We start from the raw sequence: 22,169 nt of genomic DNA, 5'->3' as shown, positions 1-22,169 counted from the left end.
ACCGTTCGCCGGAAGAACCACTATTCAAAGGTGATCATGGTTGCCGGCGACGGCAGCAGTTCCTTGGTGACCATGTCGTCGAACCCGGCGCTCCGCCCCATCTCCGCCAGTTCGCTCTTGGTGAAGGCATCACCCTTCGGCGTCGTCGCCAGCATCACCCAGGAGAATCCGGCCGGAAAATCGGGAGAAACGCGGTCCTCGTTCGGCACGAACTCGACGGCGAGGACCTTGCCCCCGGCACCGAGACTGGCATGAGCCTTCTTCAGGAGGTCCACGCAGGTTTCGGCATCGAAATGGTGCAGGAAGTTCGGGAGCAGGATGAGATCGTAGTCCGCGCCCCAATCCACCTCGAAGGCGCTTCCGGAAATAAAGCTGAACCGATCCACGACGCCCGCCTTCGATGCGTTCTCCTTGGTCAAGGCCAGCACCGAGGCCCAGTCCAAGGCCACGATCCGTGCGGAAGGGACCGCCTTGGCGATCTCGATCCCGAAGCCGCCCGGGCCGGCTGCGATATCCAGCACCTTTTTCGGCGGCGAGGGCCAGGCCTTGATCTCCGCCGCAACGCCGGCAGCACTTCCACCCGTGAAGGCGCCCATGCCGCGGGCAAACTTCACCCAGACGGGATTGTCTGCCGCGATATTCGCGAGCCCCAGCGCTCCGCCGTTGCGGACATAGGCCACCGGATCGTCCAGAAACAGCGAAACCATTTCCGGCGCCGCCATGAACTCAATTGCAGCCCCCATATAGGCGGGCGAACGGCGGTCGAGAAAGACCTCGCTCGACGGCGTCAGGGCGTAAATTTGTCCGCTCTTCGTCAGGAAGCCTTTGACGACGAGATAGTCGCACAGGGTGCGGAATCCGCGTTCGGAACCGCCGGCCGTGGCCACGAGCGCCTCCGCCGTTCGATCCCCGCTGCCGATCATCGTGAAGAGATCGAGTTCTATGGCCGCCTTGATCGCGGCCGTCTTGCCGTACGCGATCATCGCGTCGACCAGCAAGGATGGTGAGACTTCGCTTTCGCCCAATTCAACTGCAGCAGACATTCGGTTCCCCCCTTTTTTAGCCATTCGTCACTTTGCGACGATAACAGACGGGGGAACGAATTACACGTTTCGCTAATATTAAAGCAGAAAGAAAGGCATCGGCTCAACCTGGCTCCGTTCTCGGAACACATAGCGAATTGCGTAAAGGAATTAGTTACCATAGTGCGTCATGCTCCCTGACAGCCGCTAAGGTGATTGGGCCTCATTTCTGCCCTCTTGCTTCATTAGCGGCTCCGGCGAAGTGTCCCTCGTAGCGCCGGTGTGACGCGTAGGAAACCGAGTAATATGGCGTTTGCTGTTGAGACGTGTGAAAGCGTCAACCCTTTCGGCTGGGCTTTTTTTCGACCAGTCAGACTTCTCCGGGTCATCCCCGGGACTATTGCAATTGGTGTCGCCGTCTCGGCATCCGCCTGGATGATCGCGTCGGTTGCAACGATGCACACCTCTGCAATGCCGCGCCCGCCGATGCCTGATTTGATTGCCGATGTTGCGATCGCCCCGAAGCCGGCTCACTCTGCGGCCACTGGCGCACACCCGCTGATCCGTGTCGACAAGTTCTCGCGCCTCCCCGGCAAGACGACGATTTCAGACCGCATGGTTGCCGAGAGCACGCCGAAAAGCTCCAAGGATATGGTCGCGCTCATGCAGCGCCGCGGCCTGTCGCTGCTTGCCAAGCGCAACAACGGCGCCGAAATGGCTTCGGCATTGAGGCAGCAGGCGCAGGTGCTTGCGAGCGCTGCGGCTTTCACGGCTCCGGTGCCACTCCCGGAGCCCGCTCATCCGACCGAAATCGCCGCCACCAAGCCGATCGAACCAGCCTCCGGCCCAACGGCGGCTGCCGACGCGGCTTCCGCCAAACCTGCGCCTGCCGTGGCCCCGGTCGAAACCGCCTCCGCAGAGACGGCGGCATCCGATGAGCCTTTCGGCCTCGTTCTCGCGCCCGGCACCGACGTTCCGCTGCCGATGTCGCGGCCGGCCATGCCGAAGGGTGAACCGGCCGCCGAACCCGCGCTTGCCTATGCGCGAACGGAAGATGACGGCGAGGACATGCCGGCATACGCCAAGCCGACGCTGCTGCCGGGCGCCCGCGCCGGCGTGGCGATCTATGATATCGCAGCCGGCACCGTCTATCTGCCGAACGGCGAACGGCTCGAAGCGCATTCCGGGCTCGGTGCCATGCGCGACAACCCGCGTTACGTCAACCAGAAAATGCGAGGCCCGACGCCGCCGCACACCTACGACCTCACCATGCGTGAGAGCCTGTTTCACGGGGTCGAGGCGATCCGCCTTCATCCCGTCGGCGGCCCGCAGCAGATCCACGGCCGGGTCGGCTTGCTCGCCCATACCTACATGCTCGGCAAGCGTGGCGATTCCAACGGCTGCATATCCTTCAAGGATTACCGCCGCTTCCTCACCGCCTTCAAGCGCGGCGACGTCAAGCGCCTCGTGGTCGTGCCGAGCCTGAAAAATGCGCCCTCGTCGCGCCCAACGCTTGCGTCGCTGTTTTCAACGCGGAGCTAGGACAGCTGGCTTTGCCAGCTGTCCTCCAATCAGCCGCGCGTCGCCCACTGAAGGCCGGCTGCGACGGCTAGGCCCAGAAGCGGCCAGACTGCCCAGAATATCCCATGCCACGAAAGCAGGTTGATTGCGACGATGCCGAGCGCAATGGCCGCCAGCGTGGCCATGCGCCGGTCGATACGATCCTGGCTCCGAATCCAGATTAGTGCCGAAAGGAAGGCAAGGCCGAGGAGCGGCCAGGCGGCCCAGAAAACCCCCTGCCAGGACAGGAGGTTGATTGCCACCAAGGCAGCCGCCACCAATGCGAACACGGCAAAGATCTTCCGGACTCTCCGGTTCAGTTGCGGCGTGGACTTCGCCGGAATGGCCTCCCGGCGGTTCGCTGCTGCGGCTTGCGGCGGCGGGGCATCGCCGGCATCCTCCCCGATGCGCACGGCATAGCTCGGCACCGGCTCCGAAACGTTCTTCACCGTCAGCGGCCCGAGGAAATCGAAGCCGACGGCCACCTTGTTGCGGACCTGCTCGTAAACAGTATTCGAGATGACGACACCGCCGGCAGCCGCCGACGCCTGCAGCCGCGCGGCGATATTGACCCCGTCTCCATAGATATCCTCGCCGTCGGCAATCACATCGCCAAGATTGATACCGATGCGGAACAGCATGCGCCCGTCCGCTGGCCGCGAAGCGTTCATGCCGGCGAGTTCGTTCTGAACGTCCACCGCCGCGCGCACCGCCTCGACCACGCTCGGAAATTCGGCGATCAGCCCGTCACCCCAGGTATTGATCACCCGCCCTCCGTGCAAGCCGATGAGGCGCGACATCGCATCGCGATGCCGCTTCAGCATTGCCAGCGTGCCTTCCTCATCCGCACCCATCAGGCGGGTATAGTCCTGCACGTCGGCGCAGAAGATGGTCGTCAGCTTGCGTCGCGTCTCGCTCATGATGCCTCCCCCTCCCCTGGGCTCACCCAGTGAAGCTGCCTGCACTCATCAATAGGCGGGATTGCGCCGAATGTGAACGGCAGGCGCAGCCGGCGCCCAACCGTCGTTGTGATCGACCACCTTCGAGGCTTTCCCGCTTCGTGCAGAAGCGATCCAGGCAGATGCGAACCGCCTTCCCGCCGAATGCCGCGCGGTGTGACTGGTTGACCACGGAGGCTCGCGCTCCGTATACTGCGCCCGCCGACGGAATGGGGGATTTCCCGGCTATGGCAGCTCAAAGAACGCCGAGATGGGCATGGACGTGGCCTCTAGCCGCGTGGATCGTACTGTTCGCCGCAGCTTTTTTTGGCAAGGGAATTGGGATCCTTGTCGTTGCAGGAATAGCCCTGGTCGCGACCGTTTTCGTTGCCGTCTATCACGCCGAGGTCGTCGCTCACCGTATCGGAGAACCCTTCGGCACGCTCGTTCTGGCACTTGCCGTCACGATAATCGAAGTTGCGCTGATCGTCTCGGTAATGATCTCAGCCCCAGTTGAAAAGGCGGGGCTGGCACGCGACACCGTATTCGCCGCAGTCATGATCGTGATGAACGGCATCGTCGGTCTATGCTTGCTGTTGGGTGGCATGCGCCATCATGAGCAGGGATTTCAGGTCCAGGGAGCAAGCGCCGCCTTGGCCGTCCTGGCTGCTTTGACAACCCTCACCATGCTTGTGCCAAATGTCGTCGCGACGTCAGTCGGTCCGATGTTCAGCACGGCGCAGCTTATATTCGCGGGTATCGTCTCGCTGGTCCTCTACGTTTCATTTGTTTTCGTCCAGACTGTTCGGCATCGCGACTACTTCCTTCCGGTTGAAGCCGATGACGAGGATGCGCATGCGTCATTACCCTCAAGCAGGACGACCGCCGCCAGCGCAGCATTGTTGCTCGTCTCGCTGGTCGCCGTCGTGGGGCTTGCGAAATCACTGACGCCGGTGGTGGAAGCAGGAATAAATTGGCTTGGAGTGCCAAAGGCGGTCGTCGGGATCATTATTGCGGCTATCGTATTGCTTCCTGAATGCCTCGCCGCAGTCAGAGCCGCCCAAGCCAATCGATTGCAGACCAGCCTGAACCTGGCATTGGGATCGGTACTTGCGGCAATCGGTTTGACGATTCCCGCAGTTGTTCTCGTTTCGATCATACTCCACCAGCCCCTCGAACTCGGCCTGGACGACAAGGACCGGGTCCTGTTGGGGCTAACGCTCATCCTCAGCGTGATCACCTTGGGGACGGGACGGACCACGGTGCTTCAGGGCATTGTCCATTTGGTTGTCTTCGCGGTGTTCTTGTTCTTTGCAGTCGCACCATGAGCGGCGGCTGAGAGCCGTGAAGGCTTTCCACCGTGTGTATCCTGGGTCGACTGGTATTCCTGCAAGACCGTCCTTCGAATTGCTTCTTCAGACGCGTGATCCGTTCAGATCCTCGGTACCGCTCGTGTGAGCGTGCCGCCAGCGGGACGTCAGCGATATGCCACCGATCGTGTAGGCCGAGGCGAGGAGCACGTTTTGCAGCCGAGCCACGAAAAACTCGCTGCTGCCGCCCGGCAGGGGCGTCATCCCCAATCCCAGGAGGAGGATGAAGGTTGCAAGGGCTATCGCGTAGATGGGTGCTCTGTCCCCTGCCGTGGCGATACGTCCCGCGAAGATGAGGCTCGCGGCAAGGCATGCGGTGACGAAAAACAGGAACGTGTTCGCCAGGATTACGAGACTGTAGACGATCGCGGCCGCCACGCCGCCGATCAGGTTCGCAAGGATCAGGCCGAACGCGGCCCGCAGCGACTGTTCGGCATCACGCATGCGAAGCAAGGTCACGATGATGATTAGCGCCACGACGGCGACCTCGGTGGCATCGAGGATAAACCAGGCAAGGGCCGGAGCCAGGACGAGTGTGTCAAGAAGCGCATTCAAGGAGGCGGTCCCGGGCGGTTGAGCCGGTCGGGCCGCGCTGGACGAAGCGGGTCCGCCGGACAGGGGCGGAAACGCCGCGTAGGCTAGCCAGACGACGAGGAGCGCGGCGATTCCGGCCGATACAAGGGTTGACGCAAACTGGCCTGACAATTGAGGCGAGAGAACCGCGATGACAGGGATCGTAACCACCGAAAGCTGGGGCAGAAACGTAGCCAGGTCCGGTGCGCCCCGCCAGTGGGCGTAGAAGGTGAGATACATCAAGAGCGCAAGCGCGAGGATCAGGACCGCCGGGGATGAGGAAAGGACGTTGGTGAGTAGTAGTACAGCGCCACTCGATAACGCGATCAGGACGACGAACAGGACGCCCTGGGCGAGGCTCGGGTAACGTTCCAACTTGACGAGCATGTTCGCAGCCAGGAGCGGCGCGAGGAAGGTCGCGTCCCAGTCAAATGCCTCGACCAATGCGAAACAGACCGTCACGCCGAATGCCAGGCGAAGAGCGGCTCGTTTGCCGGCCGCGGTCGCGGCGTGGGTAGACCTACTGGACATAGGCCAACAGCGCGCCCAGCCTCATCCTGAGATAGGCAATCGCGTTCATAAAGGAATTGTCGCTGGTATAGATCATGACATTGGCCTGGGAGCCGAATCGTAGAACGTTCGGCTTGGTTTCGACGTCGAACTCAATGCGAACCGGCATCAACTGCGGCGACCGAATCCAGCCGCTCTGGGTCCTCGGGCTTGGCAGGCCGGTTCGGACGTCGACACTGCGGTTTCCGACTGCGTAGCCGATTGCAGAGACGCGGCCGGAGAAGACGCGTCCCGGCAAAATATCAAGAACGATCTCGGCGGGGTCGCCGACAGTTATGTTCTCCAGGTTGTTCTCCTTGAATGCGGCCTCGATCCATACTTCCCTCAGGTCAAGGTAGCTCATTGCGGTCTCACCTTTTCCCAACATCTGTCCGGCGGCAAGGGCGAGACTGGTAGCGCCGCCCTCTGAGGGAGCCACGACGGTGGTGTTTTGCAAGTCCAGATTGGCCTGGGCCAATGCCGCCATGGCCTCGCGGATTTGGGGGTTGTCGTCGCCCACGGGGCCAAGAGCCTGTGTGGCTCGCTCGAGCTCGGCCTCCGCTTGCCTGACGATCGCCTCGGCGGCGTCCAGGTTAGCCTGCGCCTCTATCTGTCGTGCCCTGGCGAGTACGCCTTTGCCGACGAGCACGACGGTGCGGGCCGCTTGATCGGCGGCATTCTCCCGCTGGGCAAGAGCCTCGGCTACTTTTGCCTGAGCCGTTGCGATTGCTGCAGTCGAGGCGCCAATCGATTGCCCCACCGTCTGAAGATATGCCTCCGCGCGACGGACAGCGATCTCGTATTGTTCAGGATCGATCTGGAAGAGTGTCGCTCCGGGTGCTACCCGCTGATCTGTCGAGACATTCACTTCGCTCACGCGGCCAGAAACCTCCGGGGCGATCCTGACGAGATATGCCTGGACCAATCCCTGCACGGTGTAGGGCGTGTAGCGGTCCGCTGCGACACCATAGATAAACAGCGCGAGGCAAATCGCGATCACGATGAGCGTCACGCGAAGCACCGGGTTGGCCGATGGTCGAGCTTTATGAGTTGACGGCACGCCGGTCGAGCGCTCCGATACAGCATCTTCGTCCGCCATGGTGGCACCCCCTCAAAACGGAAGGCCGATGCATTCAACTTGCCAACAATTTAGTAATAGCTAACATCGAAGGATCGGAGCTACGCGTCAAGGATGCGGAGTGGGGTATTTCTCAACGTTCTCTGATCCTTCTACACACTGTGGCAACCGACTGATCTTGCGTGGCAGCGGAGGGAGCGGTTTGCCATGGATTTCACGGTCATCGACCTCGATCTTGTCTTGAAGGTTCTACTCCTCCTACTGATCGGGATGGGTCCAAAAATCGCGCTCGTCCCGTTTCTTGAGAAAACGAAAAATTTCGATACGGCGACGCAGCGAACCATTGGCCGCCAGATGGTATTGATCGCGGTCACCACGGCGATCGTGCTTTTCGCAACCGGGTGGTTCCTCATGCGTCTTCTTCACGTAACCGGAGGTGCCGTTGCGGTCGCCGGTTCGATCATATTGGCAATTCTCGCGATCGAAATGGTTTCGGCTCCGGGAAAGAAGCCCGAATCCGAGGAAACCGACATCCTGCCGGACCCGAAAAAGATTGCCGTCTATCCCCTCGCCATACCCTATTTGTTGAACCCGGTCGGGATCACTTTGCTGATCATTACGTCCGCCGAGATAAAGACCATCGCAAGCGCTGGGCTGGTGCTTGGGATGGTCTTGGTGGTGGGAGCCTTCGATTATTTGGTCTTTTCCAACATCGACAAGCTATCGAAGCGCTTGAATCCGGTCAGTCTCATTATTTCAGAGGTCGTGTTCGGGGTCCTGCTGGCAGCCGTTGCCGTCCAACTCATGCTTTTTGGGTTGGACACCCTCGGGATCCTCGACGTCGCCGACCATTGAGGTGCAGGCGCGATCGACGTCTCCCACCGCGTTTGCACCAAGCCAGCGTAATCCACTCCTCAGTCGAGTCCGCCATGACCGCCGCTGGCGGCGTGATGGTCGTATTCGTTGAGCGCAATTCTGACTTCGAGAGCCAGCATGATAAGCGCGACCGCAAGCAGGGAAAGCGAGACCGAGAAGAGGATGCCGGCCCCGAAGACATGCTGCGTGCCAAGAAAGGCGCTGGCGAACGAGAAGATCATCAGAAATGTGGCCACGATGCCGCTGAGAACCGCGTAGTAGATGGCCCTGTTGAGCAGCCGAGCGCGTCTCCGGAGCCGGGGTAGATCCTCCCTTAGATGGCTCCGCGCGTTTTCGGCTTCCGGAAGCGCGTTCAGCTCGCGCACGCGGTGCAGAATGTCATTCAGCCGTGAATAGAGCAGCGAAACGAAGGCCGCCACAGCGCCCAGCAGAAAGGACGGGGCAATCGAATGCGAGATGACCTCGGAAATCTGGTTCGGCGATGGAGCATTGAGCAGATTGAACAGCATAGTCTGAAATCACCCCTATCAGTCCGCTTCGTTTGGCACGCAGGACCGCTAATTCCAGTCTGTCAGCAAACCGCCCTCTGAGCCTGACGTGGAGCAGATTTATATCATGGACAACACGATACGGTATTCTCCGCAGCTCATTGGTAAGGCGATGTCGCCTCTACATCGGAAACAGTCTTCTTATGATATTTTCTACCTATTCTAACTTAGCCTTTGGGTTAATGTTGAGATTGCTTCCTCTCTCACAGCGGAGACGCAACCTGCCGCGCCCTCGCCGCCCCCTCCTCTCCCCTGGGGGAGAGGATACAAAATCTTGCCCTTGGCCATCGGCCAAGGCTTAGATTTTGTTGGTGAGGGGGAGCGACCCCGCGCATAACAAACGCCGAAAACCAAGCAAAATCAATCAGCACACCGCCATTTCATCATCGCCCGCAAAATCTGTGACATCATCGTCGTCGTTCCGTCACGGATACACCGCGAGGCGTCGCGGCGAGACGGGACCGGCGCCGGTGCAGGAGAACGACGTAAGCTCCTACATTCGGGGTCCGCAGAAAATGGTCTCCCTCCGGGACGGCGGCCGGGCGCAAATGCCGGCCGGATGATTTCGGACGTGCCTGTGGGGCACACAGACGGACCGGCGGTGCCGGTACCCGAGCAGAGAGACCGGAGTTGCGGATAAAAACCGCCGAACGGGGCGCTGGGAAGCGCCATATACTTCTACTCAACGCGGCAATTTCCAGCGCCCCGTCCGAGTTGAAATGCAGATGCAAAGCACGGGTGGAATCCATCGCGTGAACGGTGCGCCATGGCCTTGACGCATCGGCGGAGCTAAATGTCGTCGTCACCATCCCCGACGCGGGCCAGCGACCCGAATACAACTTCCTGTTATGGATATCGCAAGCTTCTATAGGAAGGCAACGACTCCGAATCTTCTTACGCGCGCCGAGGCAATGGTTATGACTGACACCAACAACAGCTCTTTTCCGATAAAATTCGACGTAGGTGCGAAGGCTGAGCTAAAGGCAGAAATACCTCCTGCCAGCTCTGGCCGATTGCTTGATGCCTTAACAGACATGCTTCGGCCATTTTCAGAGGCGCGCGGCTTAAGGGCCGATCAGATAAGGCTTCAGCGGGAAGATGTTCTAATAGAGATTGCGAAAAAAGTTCGTGAACGAATGATTATCGAAGAGCAACGGCCTCATCCTATCCCATTGCGCATCATGGTGCCCCTTCTGGAAAAAGCTTCCCTGACTGATCCGGGGAGTGACGCACTTATGGATGCATGGGCGCGCTTGCTGCAGTCCGCTTCCCAAGGAGACGGGGCCAACTATGGGCTCTTTGTCGACATTCTTGCGAAACTCGATCCCGTCCATTTGCGCTTCCTAGAGCTTCTGGCGAGAGTAGGTAATAACCCTCCAGATATGTTCGCCCAACGGGAAGTCTTCTTCGTGGAGGAATTCTTGGGCGGTCTCATTTCTAACCTACAAGAGGACCCCACCCTCATCGATAGCGAGGACAAATTCGCAGAGCAGTTCGGCGTGTCGCTGTCGGAGTATTTTAACGTTGCTGGATGTGGCCTCGTCGCTGCAGGGTTGCACTTCCGCCCAGACCGAGAAGATGACGCATACTACGAAGTCGGTGAGGGCATTTCGATTTGGGAGTATCCGGAGGCAGTGCGGGATGCTCTCGAAAGTCTTAACGTCGTCCGCACACACTATGTCCGATTTGAAGCGGAGGACGTATTTGTCTGGATCAGTTACTGCGTTCTAACCTACTTCGGGCTTGAATTTTTCGACCATTGCCATCCGCCCCGCCTCGGGTCCACCGAATTGAAGAGGGAACTAGGGGAGCTGGAGAGAGGAGATTGATATTAGTTTTCGTGCGTCGACGGCGGGCGAGGCGTGCCGTGGTAGCAAGCGCCTTCAGCCTTACAAGCGAGCGCTAAGACAACGACATTATCTTGGTTTCTATTTCCAAATGAAGTTGCGCGCCGTGCCATCCGATTTTGCAGGCTACATGCCTATGCAACGTATCGAGATGACACAAATCTCGTGCTTGCAGTTGATCGCGATGGACGAACGCGGCATAGCTGCATTATGTACGTTAAGACAATCTCCGCTAAGGCCCGTCAATGGTGAACTATATCGAAGCCTCCTCCGCGCCGCCGAAGAATACCGGCGCCATCAGGCTCTACGGCCCCGAGGCCTTCGAAGGCATGCGCAAGGCGTGCCAGCTTGCAGCGCGCTGCCTCGATGAACTCGCCGCGGTCGTCGAGCCGGGTCTTCCGACCGACGCGATCGACCGGTTCGTCTTCGAATTCGGCATGGACAACGGCGCCTATCCGGCGACGCTGAATTATCGCGGCTATACCAAATCCACCTGCACCTCGATCAACCATGTGGTCTGCCACGGGATTCCCGACGCAAAGCCGCTGCGCGAGGGTGACATCGTCAATATTGACGTCACCTACGTGCTCGACGGCTGGCATGGCGATTCCAGCCGCATGTACCCGGTCGGGCAGATCAAGCGTGCCGCCGAACGGCTCCTCGAAGTCACCCATGAGGCGCTGATGCGCGGGATTGCCGCCGTCCGTCCGGGTGCGCGTACCGGGGCCATCGGCGAGGCGATCCAGACCTATGCCGAAGCGCAGCGCTGCTCGGTCGTTCGCGATTTCTGCGGCCATGGCGTCGGCCGCCTCTTCCACGATTCGCCGAACATCCTGCATTACGGCCGCGCCAACGAGGGCCCGGAGCTTCGCGAAGGCATGATCTTCACCATCGAGCCGATGATCAATCTCGGCCGGCCGCATGTAAAGGTCCTCGCCGACGGCTGGACGGCGGTGACCCGCGATCGGTCACTCTCGGCGCAATATGAACACACGGTCGGGGTCACGGCCAATGGCTGCGAAATCTTCACGCTTTCGCCCGGCGGCCTCGACCGGCCGGGCCTGCCGCTGAACGGGTGAGTGCCGATGGCGAAGGGTCCTGTTTCTCACACGAACGACGAACTGCCTTTCGACCTGGACCACTCACCTGCCGACGAGCGGCAGTTCTTTGCCGATCAGCCGGTCAAGCCCTCCGCACTGAGGAAGCAGGCGCTTCCTGCGGCACTGTCGAAGGAGGAGCACTATCACGGCCATCGCGAGCGGCTGCGCGGCCGCTTCCGCGATCATGGCGACACCGCGCTTGCCGATTACGAAGTGCTCGAACTGCTGCTGTTCCGGCTGATCCCGCGGCGCGACACGAAGCCGATCGCCAAGGCGCTGCTCGATCGCTTCGGTTCGCTGGCTGGCGTCTTCGGTGCTCCGGCGTCGCTTCTGCAGGAGGTCAAAGGCGTCGGCGAGGCCGTCGCGCTGGACATCAAGCTGATTTCCACGGTCGCCCATCGCACCTTGAAAAGCGAACTCAAGGGCAAGCAGGTACTAGGCTCCTGGTCCTCGGTGATCCAATACTGCCATGCCGCCATGGCGCATGAGGCGCGCGAGCAGTTCCGCATCCTGTTCCTCGACAAGCGCAACGCCCTCATTGCCGACGAGGTTCAGGGCCGCGGCACGATCGACCATACGCCGGTCTATCCGCGTGAGGTCGTCAAACGTGCGCTCGAACTCTCGGCGACGGCCATCATCCTCGTCCACAATCATCCGTCTGGCGATCCGACGCCATCGCGCGCCGACATCGACATGACGAAGCTGATCGTGGAAACGGCCAAGCCGCTCGGCATCGCAGTCCATGATCACATCATCATCGGCAAGGATGGCCACGTCAGCCTGAAGGGTCTTCGGCTCATGTAAGCGCTGGGAGAGCCACCGTTCAGGTGGCTGTCAGCTTCGGCTCGCAAAGAGCTGATGCTGCCTCACCGGCAGCGTTTGCGAGCCAGAGGCAGCCGATGACCACAACGCTATTTCCGCGCCGATTTCGCCTTTACGGCAAGGCGGCGCTACGGCTCTTCGGGTTGTTTTTGCTGATCATTGGCGGTTACTACGTCTTTCTGCAGGTGACCAACAACTTTGCAACGGTGGTTGCCGGCGAAGTCTACCGCTCGTCGCAGCCGTCGGCCGAGGCGATTGCACAGTTCGAAAAGCAGTACGGCATCAAGACGATCATCAACCTGCGCGGCGAATCCGGCAAGTCAAAATGGTATGTTGACGAAGTCGAGCAGGCAAAGGCGTTGAACATCAGCCATATCGATTTCCGGATGTCCGCCGGACGAGAACTGACTGCCGAACAGGCTGAAGAACTCATCGCCATCATGCGGAATGCGCCGAAACCCCTTTTGATCCATTGTCAGGCCGGCGCCGACCGGACGGGGCTCGCCTCCGCTCTCTACCTTGCCGCCGTGGCCGGAAAGGGCGAAGCCTCTGCCGAGAGCCAGTTGTCGCTCCGCTTCGGACACGTGCCCTTCTCGTTCAGCCGCGCTTTCGCCATGGACCGGACTTTCGAGAAAATGGAACCTTCCCTCGGGTTCGGAGTTCAGGACACGAACTCATAAGACAATTTGTAACGTTGACCAGCTACGCTTGGACGACATATTGCGCTGCAATATGATTCCAAACTCCAATCCAGGGCTGAGCGATGTTCCCTTATGATCTCATTGTTGTAGGCAGCGGCCCGGCGGGGCGGCGCGGCGCCATCCAGGCCGCGAAGCTCGGCAAGAAAGTCCTGGTCATCGAACAGGGCAAGCGCGTTGGCGGCGTTTCCGTGCATACCGGCACCATCCCTTCCAAGACGCTTCGCGAGACGGCGCTTAATCTGTCGGGCTGGCGTGAGCGCGGCTTCTACGGAAGGGCCTATCGCGTCAAGCAGGAGATCAGCGCCGAGGACCTGCGCCGCCGGCTGTTGATCACGCTCGACCACGAGGTGGAGGTTCTCGAACATCAGTTCGCCCGCAACCGGGTCCAGCATATCAGGGGCAAGGCAAGCTTCATCGATGCTTCAACGCTGCAGGTGATCAAGGATGACGGCGAGGTCCTCCAGGTGACCGGAGCGAGCATCCTGCTGGCCGTCGGCACGAAGCCATTCCGCCCGGACTATATCCCGTTCGACGGCAAGACGGTCATCGACAGCGACGAGCTTCTCGACCTGGAGGAGCTCCCACGTTCCATGATCGTCATCGGCGCCGGCGTCATCGGTATCGAATATGCGACGATCTTCAGCGCTCTCGATACGGCGGTTACAGTGATCGACCCTAAACCGACCATGCTCGACTTCATTGACAAGGAGATCGTCGAGGACTTCACGTACCAGCTTCGCGACCGCAACATGAAGCTTCTGCTCGGCACCAAGGCTGACAAGGTGGAGAAGCTCGACAACGGCAAGGTGCAGCTGACGCTGGACAACGGCCGGCACATCGCCACCGACATGGTACTCTTCGCCGCCGGACGCATGGGCGCCACCGACACGCTCAATCTGCTGGCGATCGGCCTCGAAGCCGACAGCCGCGGGCGTCTCAAGGTCAATCCGGAGACGTTCCAGACATCCGTGCCGCATATCTACGCGGCAGGCGACGTCGTCGGCTTCCCGAGCCTTGCCTCCACTTCCATGGAACAGGGGCGCATTGCAGCACGCGTGGCCATCGGCGCGGTTGCTAAGGAGCCGCAAAAATATTTCCCCTATGGCATCTACGCCGTTCCCGAGATTTCAACCTGCGGTTTGACGGAAGAGGAAATGAAGGAGCGTGGCATTCCCTACGAATGCGGCATCGCCCGTTTTCGGGAGACGTCACGCGGCCACATCATGGGCCTCGACACCGGCCTGCTGAAGCTGATCTTCTCGCTGAAGACGCGGCGGCTGCTCGGTGTTCACATCGTCGGCGAAGGCGCCACGGAACTCGTCCACATCGGCCAGGCCGTGCTCAACCTCAAAGGCACGGTCGAATATTTCGTCGAAAATACCTTCAATTATCCGACACTCGCCGAAGCCTACAAGATTGCCGGCCTCGACGCCTGGAACCGCATGGGCGACATCAAGTCCGAGTTGTGATGGTCGTCGCTCAGGAGGCTTTCACGGCATACCTGCGAGACGGTGCGGCAGGTCCCGCGCCCTTAAGACGTCGAGATCCCTGAGGCGGCGCTATTGCTGTCCAGCAGAGAGCTGCTGTGGAGCAGAGATGGTCGCGGTTTTGAGCAGCACTGCGACTTGCAGCGTATCGAGGAACTCCACCACCTCAATCACCTTGCCATTGTCAAAGGTGATCTTGTCCATGATCTCGGTGTCGAAGTCCGTGGAAACATGGCGCATATGCCCCTCGCGATGGACGAGTGCGACATCGCCGTCGATATGGACGTCGACGAACTTCAGGTCCTTCATCTCCCACGTGTCGATGAAGTGCCGCATCGCCTCGCGAAGGGCAGCACTGCCGACAACCGGATCCGTCAGTTGCGCCAGATGCCGGTTTCCGGCGACGCGGAAGACGCAATTGTCACCGAAGAACGACATGAGCCTGTCGAGGTCGCCCTCACCTCTCGCCTCGTAAATCTGCTTCACAATGTCCTTTAAGTCAGCGCCGGAAGTCATCGCCAAAACCCTCCCCTGGCAGCATCCCTCAGCTTGCATCCGATTTCCCTAAAATGCAACCAGATGGTGAGTCATGCATGTGGGCCGGAACTCTGACCGCCATTCAGTTTGGCAGCACCCCTTCCGGCGCCAACCAATCCAGTTCGGTGAGCGCCGCCAGCAGATGTTGGGCGACCGCTTCGTTGCCTTCCTGCACGGCAATTTCATAGGCTGTGAGGCAGTAACGGACGAGCGGCTTGGTCAACGCCGGTTCGTCGGAAACGGGACAGATTATGCCCGCATAAAGTTTCGGGAGGCCGTTACGATCGCGGAAGCAACGGCCGAAGACCATGACATAGGAGTAGCAGCAGCCATCGGCTTGCGCAACACGATAGCTCTGCTGCTCCGGCTGTGCAGTGTCGATCGCCTTTTGGATCTCGGCTGCGACGCCCGCGCGGTCTTCAGGGTGGATTCGCTCCAGATAAGTTTCCAGCGGCAATCCGCATTCCGTCGCCTTGCGATCAAGGCCGAACATTTCCGCGACGGCGGGATCCGCATAAACCTGATCGGTAGCCATTTCCCACGTGAAAAATCCCGATTCCGCTGCGTCGTCGTTCGGGGAATCCGATGCAAAAGCGCTGCTCTGGAACGTCAAGTGCTTCTCCCAAATCGATAAAATTTATAGCTGCAACCGAGGGGGCTGCGAGCGGTTAAAATGGCAAATCAAAAACAGCCCCGGTACGAGGTACCGGCGGCCAACAAATAAAGGCAAACAAAAAGCCCTGCCGAAAACCAGCAGGGCCGTGCTTTTTAATCGAGGCTAGCGATTACTCGGCGGCGCCTTCGGCGTCCTTCTTCTTCGAAGCAGCCTTCTTTTTCGGAGCTGCTTCCTCGCCTTCGGAAGCTTCAGCCTTGGCGGCTGCCTTCTTCTTCGGAGCAGCCTTCTTGGCGTCCTTTTCGGAGCCTTCGCCTTCTTCGTCAGCGAGCAGCTCTTCCTTGGTGACCTTCTTGTCCGTGACGTCAATCTCGGTCAGCAGGTGATCGATGACCTTTTCTTCGAAGATCGGCGCGCGGATCGAAGCAGCAGCACCAGGCTGGCTACGGAAGAACTCCATGATCTGCTTTTCCTGGCCCGGATACTGACGCAGCTGCTCGTAGATCGCGCGCTGCATCTCGTCTTCGCTCACTTCCACGCTGGCCTTTTCGCCGATTTCAGAGAGGACGAGACCGAGGCGGACACGGCGCTCAGCGAGCGTCCGGTATTCTTCCTTGGCCTTCTCTTCGGTCGTGTCCTCGTCCTCGAAGGTCTTGCCGGACTGGGCGAGATCGTTGGTCACCTGGCTCCAGATGCCGTTGTATTCGGCTTCGACGAGCGACTTCGGCGTTTCGAACTTGTACATCTCGTCGAGCTGGTCAAGGATCTGGCGCTTGACCTTCTGGCGGGTCAGCGAGCCGTACTGGGATTCGATCTGGCCGCGAACGATTTCCTTCAGCCGGTCAGCCGATTCCAGGCCGAGCTTCTTTGCCAGCTCGTCATTGATTTCCACGTCGGCCGGGGCAGCGACGTCCTTCACGGTAACGTCGAAAGTGGCTTCCTTGCCGGCCAGGTTCTTCGCCGGATAATCGGCCGGGAAGGTCACGGTGATGGTCATTTCGTCGTCAGCCTTGACGCCGACGAGCTGGTCTTCGAAGCCAGGGATGAAGCGGCCGGAGCCGAGGACGAGTTCGGCGCCCTGATCGGTGCCGCCTTCAAAAGCTTCGCCATCGACCTTGCCGACGTAATCCATCGTGACGCGGTCGCCGTTTGCAGCCTTGCCCTTCTTGCTTTCGTAGGACCGGGCGCTTTCAGCGACCTTGAGAACCTGTTCGTTGACTTCCTCGTCGGAGATATCGACGACTTCGCGGGTGATCTTGATGCCCTTGACGGACTTCAGTTCGATCGGCGGCAGAACTTCGTAGGAGAGCGTGAATTCGAAGTCCTTCTGAGCGGCGAGGATCTGTTCTGCCTCGTCCTTGTCTTCGGTCATCGCGATTTCCGGCTGCGTGGCGGACTTTTCGCCGCGCTCGGACAGGATGGCAGTTGGCTGCTCGCGAACGATCTCGTTGACGAGGTCGGCCATGATGGACTTGCCGTAGACCTTCTTGAGGTGGGCAACCGGAACCTTGCCCGGACGGAAGCCATTGATGCGCACCTTGTCCTTTACGTCGGCAAGGCGCTCGTTCATCTTGGTTTCCATGTCCTTGGCCGGGATTACGACCTTGATTTCGCGCTTCAGCCCTTCAGCGAGCGTTTCGATAACCTGCATGTCTTCCTACCTTCATTTCATGGCGGCCGTGCCCAGACGCCGTTCGTTTCGATGAGCACGACGCCGGAAAATTGCCGGGCGTGGCTTGTTCTCAATTCTTATTCATTCCACCCGAGGCGGAACGGCGCTTTTCTGCCGGGTAATCGAGGGACACCTGTTTCCGGTCCCCCGCCTGCAAGCCAGCTTTGGTGCGGGTAGAGAGACTTGAACTCCCACGCCTTGCGGCACCAGAACCTAAATCTGGCGTGTCTACCAATTTCACCATACCCGCGTTCTCAAAAACCGCATGCATATGCCTGCACATGAGGCCTTCCGGAGCGCGGCGTCTCTATATCACCCGATTTGGAGGAGGCAAAGGAAAAATGAAGGGCAAATGACAGGGATTTTAAGGGTGCACAGCGGCTTTCAGCGAAGTTAGTAGAGCGGCTCCTCATAAGATGGCTTGCCGTCCACAAGCAGGCTGCGGATCTGTGCCGTGCCATCGCCCGATACGCGGGCCGCAATCGAAACGTTGCCGTTCTGCCGGGCCTCCTCCAGCGGCTTGCCCTGGCCCTCCGGCACATAGTAGCGCTCGATCCCGTATTCGAGGCGAATGTCGTCCGTTGCATTCACAGCGTAGTTATAGAAAGGACGGCTCTTGAGCACGACGCTTTCGGCTCCTTTCGGAAGCGGTTGGAACGACGATTCGGCGATCCCCCAGAAGCCATCCGGCTGCTTTCTCAACCGGACCCACATCGTTTGCTCGCCCGCTTCGGCAGGCAGCGGGCCAACAACCGTTCGCGCCGGCACCGACGAAATTTCGTAATTTAGCACGACATAGTCGCCGCGCAGGAAATCGCGCGGATCGACAGGAGCGGTTTTCAGCAGCACTTCGGCGCCGCTGCGCAGGATCTCCGCGCGGCTTTCGATCACATAGCCCAGAATGATCGTTTGAAGCGACGCAGCGATGACTGCGGCGATGAGATAGCCCCTGGCCAACCGAAGCTTATACGAGAATTCGCTCATTGGACCACCTCGGCGGAGTTCGCGGCGAAGCGCCGCTCAAGCCGGATCACCACCCAGGCGACAACGGCCACGAGCAGCCCGGACAGGAGGAAGAGGCTTGATGTTCCGAGTATGGAGCCGACCGTCACCGAAGCAAGGTAAAAGATCTCGCCAGCGAACATGGCGTAGGCAAGATAGCGCACCGCGCCGTTGTCCCGCCCCTGAAATGCGATCGCGAGCACGGCCGCGGCAAGCGTCAGCACGCCGAGAAGCACGAGCCTCCAGCCGTCATCCGCCTGCATATGAAGCAAAAGGAGCCCGATGGCGGCAATCAGGAAGGCGTAGAAGGCTGGGGCAGCGCCGGCACTTCTGACAATACGGGAATTGCGCAGTGGCGGCACGCTGAGTGCGAGGAAGACGGCCATTCCGCAAATTGCGAAGGCAAGCGCGACGGCGATACGCTCATCCAATGTATGAAGCCAGGTGAGCCAGCCGACGACGAGCAGATAGGCCAGATGCCGGGCGCGATCAGCTCCGGTGAAGCGGACCAGCGCGATGGTGATCAATGCCATGATCGGTGGCGCCCATGGATCGACGCCAACCCAACGCGTGTCGAAGGCCGATAGATAGACCGCAAAGGAGCCCCAGGACAGAAAGCCTGCCGTGGCGGTGACGGCACTCGACCTGAACAGTGCGGCGGTAACTGCCGCAACCGCGAACCATAGATACATGACCGTCTGCTCGTCGCCCGACAGATGATACATCTGCCCGATGAGCGAGATCGCGCCGCCGAAGCTCAAGGCGCCGATAACGAGCAGGCCGCTCGCTACAGCCGACGCCCCGCGCGCCAGGAAGTACGCAGCACCGAGATAAACGGCCCAGATCAGAGCCAGGATCGCGCCGACGCGGATCAGTCGCGGGATCGCCTCCCAATTGGACGCGACAAGCAGCAGGACCGCAGCAGCCAGAAGGATTGCGGCGAGCACCATCAGCACATTGCCGAGACTGAAGCTCGCGGGGCGACTGTCATACTCCCCAAGCAACAGTTCGACCGTCGTTTCGGTTAGAAGACCCTTCTCGACCCAAAGCGAAAGATCCCGCTCCAACCGGCCCCGATACATTGCTACCTCCGTCCCAACGGCTTCCTAAATACCGTTATAAATGGCGGAGCGTCTTTCGCAATCTCCCTGCCCGAACACTCAGGACTTGCCCATGCTAAGTTGGGAGCGATTATTCATTCTGCGTTAACGAGACCGGAGCTAATATTACGGCGTAAGCTAAGGCATGCGCAGAGTGCATGACCACCATGATGATATTGCACTGCACAATAATGACTGACGCTATTATATAGATAGCTAACAAGCACGGGCGTGGCGGCCCGGCCCGGTTTACCGGAAGCCTGCGGACATAAGTCCGTAACGAAATTCGGAGAGCGCCCTCCTCCTCCCAGCGCTCCCGATAGACTGGCAACACTCCTCCTCCCAGTTGTCAGTCACTCAAACGAGCCCACCGGATCCTCCCCGGTGGGCTTTTTGTTTGGCCTCCAGGAGGGTTTTCAAGCACCACTCGCCCCAAGCCTCGGGATGGCCATTCTGCCTATTCATTGACCAGCAGGCCGCGAAACACTTCAATTCTTCTGCAGAGAATTGCGCGCCATGCATAGGTGGAATGAAATCTTGTCTCTGTTAGGTCTGTGCGGCGCAACATATATACCACTCATCAAATAGAGGTCAGCGCCGATCGGCGGCAGCTGGCAGATCGCAAGCCCTAGGAAAGGGGACCCAAAATGAACTTCGCACGCTCTTTCAATAACTGGCGCAAGTACCGTCAGACGGTTACTGAACTCGGCCGCATGACCAACCGCGAATTGCATGACCTCGGCATCGACCGTTCGGACATCCATCGCGTTGCTCGCGAGGCAGTGGCCCGCTAATTCAGGCGATCAGGGTCCTCCCAAGCTGATCTCCTTTTTCAAAAACGCCCGGTGCTTCGGCAACGGGCGTTTTCTTTTGCCGAGATTTCCGCTTCCTCGATGGTTGCGGCGAAAATTCTCCGCATGTCTACGGCTCAAGAAATGCCTCTTGCGTATTTATCGTGCACATCCTGCACAAATGCATAGCAGATGCATTTTCTTTGCACTGCACAATATCGCAGAGAGCTACTATATGAATGGCAAGCGCAGAGACGGCGATGGCGCCGTCCGCGAAGCAACATTCTAAGGAAGACGACAATGAACCCGATCCGCATTGCAAAGAGCTGGATTAGCTATCGCCGTACGATCAGCGAACTCGGCAACCTTTCGAACCAGACGCTTGCCGATATCGGCATCACCCGTTACGACATCCGCAACATCGCATCCCGCTCGTTCCGTTAATCGCTTCGAGCGTGATACATCAAAAACGGCGCCGCTTTGGCGCCGTTTTCGTTTAGACACTGCCGCGGTATATACCTTGCTATACTCTTGATGGGGCGGAGAATTACTCCTGACCAAAACATCACACTTTTTAATATACTTAAATCACTATGACTCTCTCAACGCATCCAAACTATTTAAGGTTGATGATATAGCGCATCGAGCATCATCCCCTATGCCAACGATGGGTTATTTCTAACTGATTACCCTGCTGGACCCAACGAAGTAGGTGTTTAATTCGGGTAGCAAGGGTTGTATTTCCATCTGCTTGAGCTTCGGCGCAGTCCGCCCCACGTCGGGATGGCAGGCGGACGAGAGGGTGGCTGCCGGGTTCCCCGCACGAGCAATATCCGTGGCTGTGGACGCCGGTGGCAAAGCGCCGGCATCGGTGAGCGCGGACCCTGAAATTGTTTGGATTGGACCGGTGGATCACCGGCGGGTTTGATGAGGTCGCCCGTTTCGCACGACCAGCGCTGATGGCGGAAAGACCGACGACTTAGTTCCGCCACCTGCCCGAGCCGTTAGCCTCGTTGTTGAAGAAGCGCGAGGCGGCCTCTGTACGGTTTCGTACATTCATCTTCTTGTAGATGTTTCGCACGTGCACCTTCACTGTATTCTCAGAGAGATGCAGCTCATCGGCGATAATCTTGTTTTGCGTGCCCTTGCAGATCAGATCCAGGATCTGTACTTCGCGCGTGGTGAGCGCGGAGAGATCGCCCTGGCGAAGCTTGAGCGCACCCGCTCCAGCCGCCGCAACGGACTTTGTCTCGTAGAGCGACTTCTCCGGTTGCCCGGCCTGGTTGGTGAGCCGGTTGAGCAATGCCGAAGGGAAATGCTCGCCGCCCTTCATCAGAAGGTCGACCGCCGCCATGAAAACGTCCAGGCGAAGATTGAGCGGCAGCACGCCGTCGATAACTCGCGCCTCAACAAGCCGGTTGACATAGGGCTCCAGCATGTCGATCGCTTCAATGACCAGGCCGATCGATGTCGAGGGGTGACTTTGCCGTACGATCTGAAGCGCCTCGTTAAGCTCGGAACCCGGTATATGGTAGAAGAGCACGAGCTTGGCTTCGTTGGCTTCATTCTCCAGCATGGCCTTTGAATAGCCTTTGCTGACGACTTCGCAGTCTGCAAATTTCTTTGCCAAAGCCTCTGCCAGACACTCAGAGAACAAATCTGCGTTCGCAATAACCAGTATGATGTCTCCGGCCGGGCCGAACTTTCGGCTTTGGTCGGCATCCCCCGTCTTTGACGCCGTCATGAACATTTACGCCTCCCCTGGCGCTACACGTTACAGATGCCTCTGAGCAATCGCTGCGAAGATGTTCCAATTGGTGTGGTTTCAGGTTTCTGCGGTAGTTAGTTAGACATTTCTTAATTATCGTAATATGAACAGGCCGGGAAGGAAATGGCCCAAAAGTGTTAGTTTTTGTGAATCATCAGTAATATTTCTTAGTGTTACGGTTGCATTTTGCTTATTTAAGACTGAAATCCGCGTAT

21 protein-coding genes and 1 tRNA gene are annotated in these 22,169 nt (G+C 59.2%); 10 read left to right on the top strand and 12 right to left on the bottom strand.

The annotated features are described in order from the left end of the window. Positions 1 to 20: 20 nt before the first annotated feature. Complete coding sequence (locus ACPYOJ_RS10395; RefSeq protein WP_481416174.1) at positions 21 to 1,043, bottom strand: methyltransferase; 1,023 nt, start codon at positions 1,041 to 1,043, stop codon at positions 21 to 23. 435 nt (positions 1,044 to 1,478) lie between these two features. Between ACPYOJ_RS10395 and ACPYOJ_RS10390 the strand changes: the two genes are divergently transcribed. Next, positions 1,479 to 2,564, top strand: coding sequence for a DUF2778 domain-containing protein (locus ACPYOJ_RS10390; RefSeq protein ID WP_481416173.1), 1,086 nt, complete (start codon positions 1,479 to 1,481; stop codon positions 2,562 to 2,564). A gap of 29 nt (positions 2,565 to 2,593) precedes the next feature. Here the strand turns inward: ACPYOJ_RS10390 and ACPYOJ_RS10385 are convergent, their stop codons facing one another. Continuing rightward, positions 2,594 to 3,502: an adenylate/guanylate cyclase domain-containing protein gene (locus ACPYOJ_RS10385; protein ID WP_481416172.1), complete on the bottom strand. Its 909-nt coding sequence runs from the start codon at positions 3,500 to 3,502 to the stop codon at positions 2,594 to 2,596. 266 nt (positions 3,503 to 3,768) lie between these two features. Here ACPYOJ_RS10385 and ACPYOJ_RS10380 point away from each other — a divergent pair, with 266 nt between their 5' ends. After that, the gene (locus tag ACPYOJ_RS10380) at positions 3,769 to 4,848 is read left to right on the top strand and encodes a calcium:cation antiporter (protein WP_481416171.1); all 1,080 of its coding nucleotides are present in this window, start codon (positions 3,769 to 3,771) and stop codon (positions 4,846 to 4,848) included. A gap of 87 nt (positions 4,849 to 4,935) precedes the next feature. Here the strand turns inward: ACPYOJ_RS10380 and ACPYOJ_RS10375 are convergent, their stop codons facing one another. Both ACPYOJ_RS10375 and ACPYOJ_RS10370 read right to left on the bottom strand, forming a co-directional pair. Next, positions 4,936 to 5,994 carry a DUF2955 domain-containing protein gene (locus ACPYOJ_RS10375; RefSeq protein ID WP_481416170.1) on the bottom strand — a complete coding sequence of 353 codons (1,059 nt, stop codon included), beginning with the start codon at positions 5,992 to 5,994 and terminating at the stop codon, positions 4,936 to 4,938. Then, positions 5,984 to 7,111, bottom strand: a complete 1,128-nt coding sequence (locus ACPYOJ_RS10370; protein ID WP_481416169.1) for an HlyD family secretion protein — start codon at positions 7,109 to 7,111, stop codon at positions 5,984 to 5,986. The genes ACPYOJ_RS10375 and ACPYOJ_RS10370 overlap by 11 nt, the downstream gene beginning before the upstream one ends. Positions 7,112 to 7,297: 186 nt before the next feature. On the opposite strand from ACPYOJ_RS10370, the gene ACPYOJ_RS10365 reads away from it, so the two are divergent. Further along, the gene (locus tag ACPYOJ_RS10365; RefSeq protein ID WP_481416168.1) at positions 7,298 to 7,945 is read left to right on the top strand and encodes a MarC family protein; all 648 of its coding nucleotides are present in this window, start codon (positions 7,298 to 7,300) and stop codon (positions 7,943 to 7,945) included. A 59-nt stretch (positions 7,946 to 8,004) separates the two neighbouring features. Here the strand turns inward: ACPYOJ_RS10365 and ACPYOJ_RS10360 are convergent, their stop codons facing one another. Next, positions 8,005 to 8,475 (bottom strand): DUF2721 domain-containing protein, encoded by a 471-nt coding sequence (locus ACPYOJ_RS10360; RefSeq protein ID WP_481416167.1) that lies wholly within the window; start codon positions 8,473 to 8,475, stop codon positions 8,005 to 8,007. 956 nt (positions 8,476 to 9,431) lie between these two features. On the opposite strand from ACPYOJ_RS10360, the gene ACPYOJ_RS10355 reads away from it, so the two are divergent. From ACPYOJ_RS10355 to sthA, 5 genes are all read left to right on the top strand, one after another. Further along, positions 9,432 to 10,343: an Abi-alpha family protein gene (locus tag ACPYOJ_RS10355; RefSeq protein ID WP_481416166.1), complete on the top strand. Its 912-nt coding sequence runs from the start codon at positions 9,432 to 9,434 to the stop codon at positions 10,341 to 10,343. A 263-nt stretch (positions 10,344 to 10,606) separates the two neighbouring features. Next, positions 10,607 to 11,440 carry a type I methionyl aminopeptidase gene (gene map / locus ACPYOJ_RS10350; protein WP_168829489.1) on the top strand — a complete coding sequence of 278 codons (834 nt, stop codon included), beginning with the start codon at positions 10,607 to 10,609 and terminating at the stop codon, positions 11,438 to 11,440. Between the two features lie 6 nt (positions 11,441 to 11,446). Continuing rightward, a complete protein-coding gene (radC, locus tag ACPYOJ_RS10345) occupies positions 11,447 to 12,265 on the top strand; it encodes a RadC family protein (protein WP_481416165.1) in 819 nt (272 codons plus the stop codon). 95 nt (positions 12,266 to 12,360) lie between these two features. Continuing rightward, on the top strand, positions 12,361 to 12,963 hold the full coding sequence (locus tag ACPYOJ_RS10340) for a dual specificity protein phosphatase family protein (RefSeq protein WP_481416164.1): 603 nt from the start codon (positions 12,361 to 12,363) through the stop codon (positions 12,961 to 12,963). An 83-nt stretch (positions 12,964 to 13,046) separates the two neighbouring features. Next, positions 13,047 to 14,453 carry a Si-specific NAD(P)(+) transhydrogenase gene (sthA, locus tag ACPYOJ_RS10335; RefSeq protein WP_481416163.1) on the top strand — a complete coding sequence of 469 codons (1,407 nt, stop codon included), beginning with the start codon at positions 13,047 to 13,049 and terminating at the stop codon, positions 14,451 to 14,453. A gap of 90 nt (positions 14,454 to 14,543) precedes the next feature. On the opposite strand, the gene ACPYOJ_RS10330 is transcribed toward sthA, so the two are convergent. The 6 genes from ACPYOJ_RS10330 to ACPYOJ_RS10305 all read right to left on the bottom strand — a co-directional run bounded on the left by ACPYOJ_RS10330 (position 14,544) and on the right by ACPYOJ_RS10305 (position 19,377). Next, positions 14,544 to 14,987: a nuclear transport factor 2 family protein gene (locus ACPYOJ_RS10330; RefSeq protein ID WP_481416162.1), complete on the bottom strand. Its 444-nt coding sequence runs from the start codon at positions 14,985 to 14,987 to the stop codon at positions 14,544 to 14,546. Positions 14,988 to 15,090: 103 nt separating this feature from the next. Continuing rightward, on the bottom strand, positions 15,091 to 15,621 hold the full coding sequence (locus ACPYOJ_RS10325) for a PAS domain-containing protein (protein WP_481416161.1): 531 nt from the start codon (positions 15,619 to 15,621) through the stop codon (positions 15,091 to 15,093). Between the two features lie 172 nt (positions 15,622 to 15,793). Then, the gene (gene tig / locus ACPYOJ_RS10320) at positions 15,794 to 17,272 is read right to left on the bottom strand and encodes a trigger factor (protein ID WP_481416160.1); all 1,479 of its coding nucleotides are present in this window, start codon (positions 17,270 to 17,272) and stop codon (positions 15,794 to 15,796) included. 186 nt (positions 17,273 to 17,458) lie between these two features. Beyond that, positions 17,459 to 17,543: transfer RNA gene (locus ACPYOJ_RS10315), tRNA-Leu, on the bottom strand. A gap of 143 nt (positions 17,544 to 17,686) precedes the next feature. Further along, positions 17,687 to 18,277, bottom strand: coding sequence for a GDYXXLXY domain-containing protein (locus ACPYOJ_RS10310; RefSeq protein WP_481416159.1), 591 nt, complete (start codon positions 18,275 to 18,277; stop codon positions 17,687 to 17,689). Next, positions 18,274 to 19,377: a DUF2157 domain-containing protein gene (locus ACPYOJ_RS10305; protein WP_481416158.1), complete on the bottom strand. Its 1,104-nt coding sequence runs from the start codon at positions 19,375 to 19,377 to the stop codon at positions 18,274 to 18,276. The genes ACPYOJ_RS10310 and ACPYOJ_RS10305 overlap by 4 nt, the downstream gene beginning before the upstream one ends. A 665-nt stretch (positions 19,378 to 20,042) precedes the next feature. On the opposite strand from ACPYOJ_RS10305, the gene ACPYOJ_RS10300 reads away from it, so the two are divergent. Then, the gene (locus tag ACPYOJ_RS10300) at positions 20,043 to 20,189 is read left to right on the top strand and encodes a DUF1127 domain-containing protein (RefSeq protein ID WP_168829481.1); all 147 of its coding nucleotides are present in this window, start codon (positions 20,043 to 20,045) and stop codon (positions 20,187 to 20,189) included. Positions 20,190 to 20,486: 297 nt separating this feature from the next. Then, complete coding sequence (locus ACPYOJ_RS10295; protein ID WP_168829480.1) at positions 20,487 to 20,630, top strand: DUF1127 domain-containing protein; 144 nt, start codon at positions 20,487 to 20,489, stop codon at positions 20,628 to 20,630. Positions 20,631 to 21,165: 535 nt separating this feature from the next. On the opposite strand, the gene ACPYOJ_RS10290 is transcribed toward ACPYOJ_RS10295, so the two are convergent. Further along, positions 21,166 to 21,936: a helix-turn-helix transcriptional regulator gene (locus ACPYOJ_RS10290; protein WP_481416157.1), complete on the bottom strand. Its 771-nt coding sequence runs from the start codon at positions 21,934 to 21,936 to the stop codon at positions 21,166 to 21,168. Between the last annotated feature and the right edge of the window lie 233 nt (positions 21,937 to 22,169).

It is taken from the genome of Rhizobium sp. SVR5-9E (assembly GCF_056755095.1).
The sequence above is the reverse complement of the archived record's forward strand: the minus strand, read 5'-3'. Positions and strand labels throughout refer to the sequence as shown.

Bases quoted from the DNA above. Each gene is read 5' to 3' on its own strand.
- ACPYOJ_RS10395 (WP_481416174.1), bottom strand. From the start codon at position 1,043: ATGTCTGCTGCAGTTGAATTGGGCGAAAGCGAAGTCTCACCATCCTTG.
- ACPYOJ_RS10390 (WP_481416173.1), top strand. From the start codon at position 1,479: ATGCACACCTCTGCAATGCCGCGCCCGCCGATGCCTGATTTGATTGCC.
- ACPYOJ_RS10385 (WP_481416172.1), bottom strand. From the start codon at position 3,502: ATGAGCGAGACGCGACGCAAGCTGACGACCATCTTCTGCGCCGACGTG.
- ACPYOJ_RS10380 (WP_481416171.1), top strand. From the start codon at position 3,769: ATGGCAGCTCAAAGAACGCCGAGATGGGCATGGACGTGGCCTCTAGCC.
- ACPYOJ_RS10375 (WP_481416170.1), bottom strand. From the start codon at position 5,994: ATGTCCAGTAGGTCTACCCACGCCGCGACCGCGGCCGGCAAACGAGCC.
- ACPYOJ_RS10370 (WP_481416169.1), bottom strand. From the start codon at position 7,111: ATGGCGGACGAAGATGCTGTATCGGAGCGCTCGACCGGCGTGCCGTCA.
- ACPYOJ_RS10365 (WP_481416168.1), top strand. From the start codon at position 7,298: ATGGATTTCACGGTCATCGACCTCGATCTTGTCTTGAAGGTTCTACTC.
- ACPYOJ_RS10360 (WP_481416167.1), bottom strand. From the start codon at position 8,475: ATGCTGTTCAATCTGCTCAATGCTCCATCGCCGAACCAGATTTCCGAG.
- ACPYOJ_RS10355 (WP_481416166.1), top strand. From the start codon at position 9,432: ATGACTGACACCAACAACAGCTCTTTTCCGATAAAATTCGACGTAGGT.
- map (WP_168829489.1), top strand. From the start codon at position 10,607: ATGGTGAACTATATCGAAGCCTCCTCCGCGCCGCCGAAGAATACCGGC.
- radC (WP_481416165.1), top strand. From the start codon at position 11,447: ATGGCGAAGGGTCCTGTTTCTCACACGAACGACGAACTGCCTTTCGAC.
- ACPYOJ_RS10340 (WP_481416164.1), top strand. From the start codon at position 12,361: ATGACCACAACGCTATTTCCGCGCCGATTTCGCCTTTACGGCAAGGCG.
- sthA (WP_481416163.1), top strand. From the start codon at position 13,047: ATGTTCCCTTATGATCTCATTGTTGTAGGCAGCGGCCCGGCGGGGCGG.
- ACPYOJ_RS10330 (WP_481416162.1), bottom strand. From the start codon at position 14,987: ATGACTTCCGGCGCTGACTTAAAGGACATTGTGAAGCAGATTTACGAG.
- tig (WP_481416160.1), bottom strand. From the start codon at position 17,272: ATGCAGGTTATCGAAACGCTCGCTGAAGGGCTGAAGCGCGAAATCAAG.
- ACPYOJ_RS10310 (WP_481416159.1), bottom strand. From the start codon at position 18,277: ATGAGCGAATTCTCGTATAAGCTTCGGTTGGCCAGGGGCTATCTCATC.
- ACPYOJ_RS10305 (WP_481416158.1), bottom strand. From the start codon at position 19,377: ATGTATCGGGGCCGGTTGGAGCGGGATCTTTCGCTTTGGGTCGAGAAG.
- ACPYOJ_RS10300 (WP_168829481.1), top strand. From the start codon at position 20,043: ATGAACTTCGCACGCTCTTTCAATAACTGGCGCAAGTACCGTCAGACG.
- ACPYOJ_RS10295 (WP_168829480.1), top strand. From the start codon at position 20,487: ATGAACCCGATCCGCATTGCAAAGAGCTGGATTAGCTATCGCCGTACG.
- ACPYOJ_RS10290 (WP_481416157.1), bottom strand. From the start codon at position 21,936: ATGTTCATGACGGCGTCAAAGACGGGGGATGCCGACCAAAGCCGAAAG.